General features: G+C 39.6%; 3 protein-coding genes. 2 read left to right on the top strand and 1 reads right to left on the bottom strand.

The genetic code is table 11. The annotated features are described in order from the left end of the window. A partial coding sequence (locus QZU45_RS11165; protein ID WP_295355299.1) for a transposase occupies positions 1 to 1490 on the top strand: 1490 nt, incomplete at its 5' end. Positions 1491 to 1752: 262 nt separating this feature from the next. Next, a complete protein-coding gene (locus QZU45_RS11160; protein ID WP_295355297.1) occupies positions 1753 to 2418 on the top strand; it encodes a HEPN domain-containing protein in 666 nt (221 codons plus the stop codon). A gap of 108 nt (positions 2419 to 2526) precedes the next feature. Here QZU45_RS11160 and QZU45_RS11155 read toward each other — a convergent pair whose 3' ends face one another. Continuing rightward, the gene (locus QZU45_RS11155; RefSeq protein ID WP_295355295.1) at positions 2527 to 3552 is read right to left on the bottom strand and encodes a chemotaxis protein; all 1026 of its coding nucleotides are present in this window, start codon (positions 3550 to 3552) and stop codon (positions 2527 to 2529) included. Positions 3553 to 4003: the final 451 nt, after the last annotated feature.

The following is a 4003-nucleotide window of genomic DNA, read 5'->3' as shown; positions in this document are numbered from 1 at the left end:
TTAACCCTCTTAATAAGTTTTTTAAAAAACTTCAGTTGAAAAGATGTATTACAAGAGCTGGATTTAAGAAAAAACGTGGACCTTCTGCCAATGACATGATTATTGGAGCCATCTCCTCAGGTTTTATTGCGGAGAACCTTCATGCTGCAGCAACCTCTTCTGCAGGTAACCTTCTTCCTGTATGTGAGTCTTCTATGTATAGATTCATGGAGGGAACTAATGGAAACTGGGAACAGTTGTCATTAAATGTTGCTCATGAAGCCTACAAAAAAATAGATTCTCTCAACTCCAACCGAGAAAAGAACAGATACTGTTTTGTCTTTGATGATTCCGTTCTTGAATATCCTAAGGCTAAGAAAATGGAGCTCTGTACATGGACCTTCGATCATAATGAAGGTTGTTCTGTACGAGGTTATTCTTGTCTACAGATGGGATGGACTGACGGAGAATCCTACATACCACTTGGTTCAAAACTTCTTGCTTCCGATGAAGAGAGTGAGGCTTTTCAGAAAAAACATACTCAAAAAGCCTGCCCTGATGCTATTTGTAAAACAGGTCTGGATAAAAGGACACACGTTTCACAAATCCGAACCGAGGCACTAGAACGTACTAAGCCTGAACTTGTTGTCAGCTGGATAAAGAGAGCTACCAAAAATGGATTTAATGCAAACTATGTCCTGTTTGATTCCTGGTTCAACTACGAGTCTCTGTTAAAAAACATTACACCTCTCGGTTTGAACATTATTGGAATGCTGAAACAGGATCACCGCAAATACTACCTGTTAAATAATCGTGGTAACGCCACTGAATACAGAACATTACAAAGTATTGCCGAGAAAATGAAGGTTAACTCCTCAAAAAGAAAGACCAAAAAAATTAACAATGCAATTCTATTCTCTGTAACAGTTGTTGCTGCGACAGCAAATGAGAAAATCTCTGAAGGTATCAAGCTGAAACTTGTTTTTGTCAGCAACCGTAACAATCCAGATGAGTTCGTGGTTATTTCTTCAACAGACCTAACTTTATCTGACGAGCAGATTGTTAAATACTACTCCAGAAGGTGGAAAATTGAGGTCAATTTTGAAAATCAGAAACAGTATCTGGGATTAGGCTCTGAATCAATTTCAGTAAAGTTTGACAACCTTGCTGCTTTTGCCAATCTCTCATGTATAAGAGCATCTTTCCTAGAATTCAAAAGAAGAATCGAATCAGATGTTAGAGCTATTGGCGCTCTTGGAAAATGCATCCAGGATCAGATTAGGGAAATGCCTATAGCACATAGTCTACTAATTCTAATTGCCTCAATAAGAACTCTTCCAGAAGTTCTCGCTAGAAAGAAGATTATAACTGGTGACCAGATAAAAGCAGTTAGAAGAGAAATCTCATCACTAATCCGAAACTGGTTCGGAGGTTTAACCTGTTACGTTGTTGAATTTATAAACCACTGGAAAAAGGATCTAAAAGATTTAATTCCAGCAACAGCCTTATAAATTCAGGTAAGACAGATATTTGTATAATTTATTAAAGAGCTACCCCCCGAGTTTATCAAGGTTATATAACATTCTGCAGTACAAAATTAACTGCGAAAGTAGAGAAAGAGCTAAAGTTAAACAAAAACATTTTATAAAATAAATAGTTACAAAAAATAAAACGAATCTCTTCAAGATAACTCAGAAAATAACCTGATTATTTGACCTCTGCCAAACCCACCTTTCTTTGTGCTTCCTAAAATTAAGAGAGAGGTAAGATACTATGCTGACAAAAACAAATGAATACTATCAGGAGCGCAAACTAAGCTTCGACGAGACTTTCCGTACCCGCATTCATCGTTCAATGACCTGGCTAAGAAAAGCCGATACGTACACCGAGGACGGTGATCTTGATATGAAGTTTATCTGTCTGTGGATTGCCTTTAATGCCGCTTATGGCAAATCCCTTCCGCCAATGGATCACACCAACAGTGAAAAGTATGCCTTTAAGAACTTTATTGAAAAGATTATTTCTCTGGACTCGATAAATCTTCTGGCATCTGTGGTCTGTGGCAAGTACGCCATGAGAATCTCCTTTCTGGTAGAAAACAAATTCACCTTCCAGAAGTTCTGGGATTATTCCAAAGGTGATAAAAATGCGGCTGACTGGGACCGTTCTCTGGCAGCTTCCGTGAAGAAGTACAACGACTGCCGTATAAAAATGGATGTAAGCACTATTCTCTCCATTGTTTTTGATCGTCTGTATGTAATTCGCAACCAGCTGATGCATGGCGGCTCCTCCTGCGGCAGCAGGTTAAACCGTGAGACAATCGAGGATGCGGTAGGCTTTATGAGCGATCTGATCCCTTCAATGCTGCTGGTTATGATGATGAACTATAAGAAGGATCATGACTGGGGAGAGCTTTTCTATATGCCTATCAAGGAATAGGTCCTCAGACACTGAAGTTTTCAAGGTCCAGAAATCTCACTTCAAAAAAAGAAAATCCTGAGGAATTCCATAACTCCTCAGGATCTTTGAGAGAGAATTGGTTAATCTCTAACTTCCTTTGCTCTTGTCATACTTGAAGCTGTCACTTGCTTCTTTGGCTTTATCAATATTCTCCAGAACGCCCTCGGCTGGATTGAAGCCGTTGTGAAGGGATTCAATGGCACCGATAATGGTGGAGGACAGAATTTCCGGATCAAATTTTGCGATAAATCCGTTGGCGCCTGCGCGTTTGAGCATACTCTCATTGAAGACACCGGAAATTGAGGTATGCAGAATAACATACAGTTCCTTTAATAAAGGATTTCTGCGAATAGCAGCAGACAGTGAGTAACCGTCGAGTTCTGGCATTTCAACGTCCGAAATCAGCAGTTCAATCTCACTGAGCTTACCTTCAGCCTGGTACTTGTTGATAATATCCAGTGCCTGCTTGCCGTCGTGAGCCTCAATTGCCTCAAGACCGAGACTCTTGATGGTATTGACGGTCTGTTTTAAGGCGATCTTGGAGTCATCGGCAACCAGAATCTTGGCATTAGGTCTGATGATTTCCTGCAGATGTGCCTTAACATCATCAGGATGGTCGGTAATAACTCTCTTGTCCGGTGAAATTTCGGAAAGGATCTTCTCAACGTCGATGATTTCCACCAGTTCCTTATCAAATTCGGTTACAGCAACCAGATAGGATTTCTGACCAACCCCCTGAGGAGCAGGCTTAATCTTATCCCAGCTGATATCCACGATACGCTCTACACGGTTGACCACGAAACCTTGAATTGACTTGTTGTACTCGGTCATTAAAAGCAGCTGCTTGTCCAGATTCCTTGTGGCAGGTCCTCCCATGGCAAAGCTCAGATCGATAACAGACGAGGTGATTCCACGGGCATCAATCACACCGATTACTGACTGATGCAGTTTAGGCAGAATTGTAATATGAGGGCAATGAACGATTTCAAGGATCTTAAAAACATTCAGACCGTAAAGCTGTGGATTATTTGGAAGTCTGAACAGAAGCATCTCCATGCGGTTCTGTCCTACGATTCCTGTTTTTTGTTCAATACTGTCTATCAGTCCTGCCATGTTCTTTCACCAAACTATCTATTGAAAAAACCTGAAAAAATCATCTGGATCTATCAAATTATAGATATAGAGCTGAAGATTATCCTTATTTTTTTCAGGTTATTTGAAATTGCTCCAAAAAACACGGGGCAATCTCTGAATTTCTTTTTAAAACTGTTAACTAATGCAGTTATCGGCAGGCTCTTAGCCTGTCTTTATGTTTTTTAAGAAAATCTGTAAAAATTGAATAATATGCTGTGCGGACTCTCCAAAAAACGAATTCCATTTCTTGCGAAAAAAACAAAAAAAGCTTTTATTAAAGAAAAAAAATAATAAAAAATTTCTACATCAAACATACATACGGAGAAAATAATATGTGCAAAGTACGTATCACCGTTGTGAAAATCGCAAATCATGAAGACCTGTCAGCCAAGTATGAAATCCCTCAGGATGATCCATGCCCAATGAGCGA

This window comes from uncultured Succinivibrio sp., from assembly GCF_902756765.1.
Lineage (GTDB): Bacteria > Pseudomonadota > Gammaproteobacteria > Enterobacterales > Succinivibrionaceae > Succinivibrio.
The sequence above is the reverse complement of the archived record's forward strand: the minus strand, read 5'-3'. Positions and strand labels throughout refer to the sequence as shown.

What these genes read in the sequence shown, in the direction of transcription:
- QZU45_RS11160 (WP_295355297.1), top strand. Translation starts at nt 1,753, where the DNA reads ATGCTGACAAAAACAAATGAATACTATCAGGAGCGCAAACTAAGCTTC.
- QZU45_RS11155 (WP_295355295.1), bottom strand. Translation starts at nt 3,552, where the DNA reads ATGGCAGGACTGATAGACAGTATTGAACAAAAAACAGGAATCGTAGGA.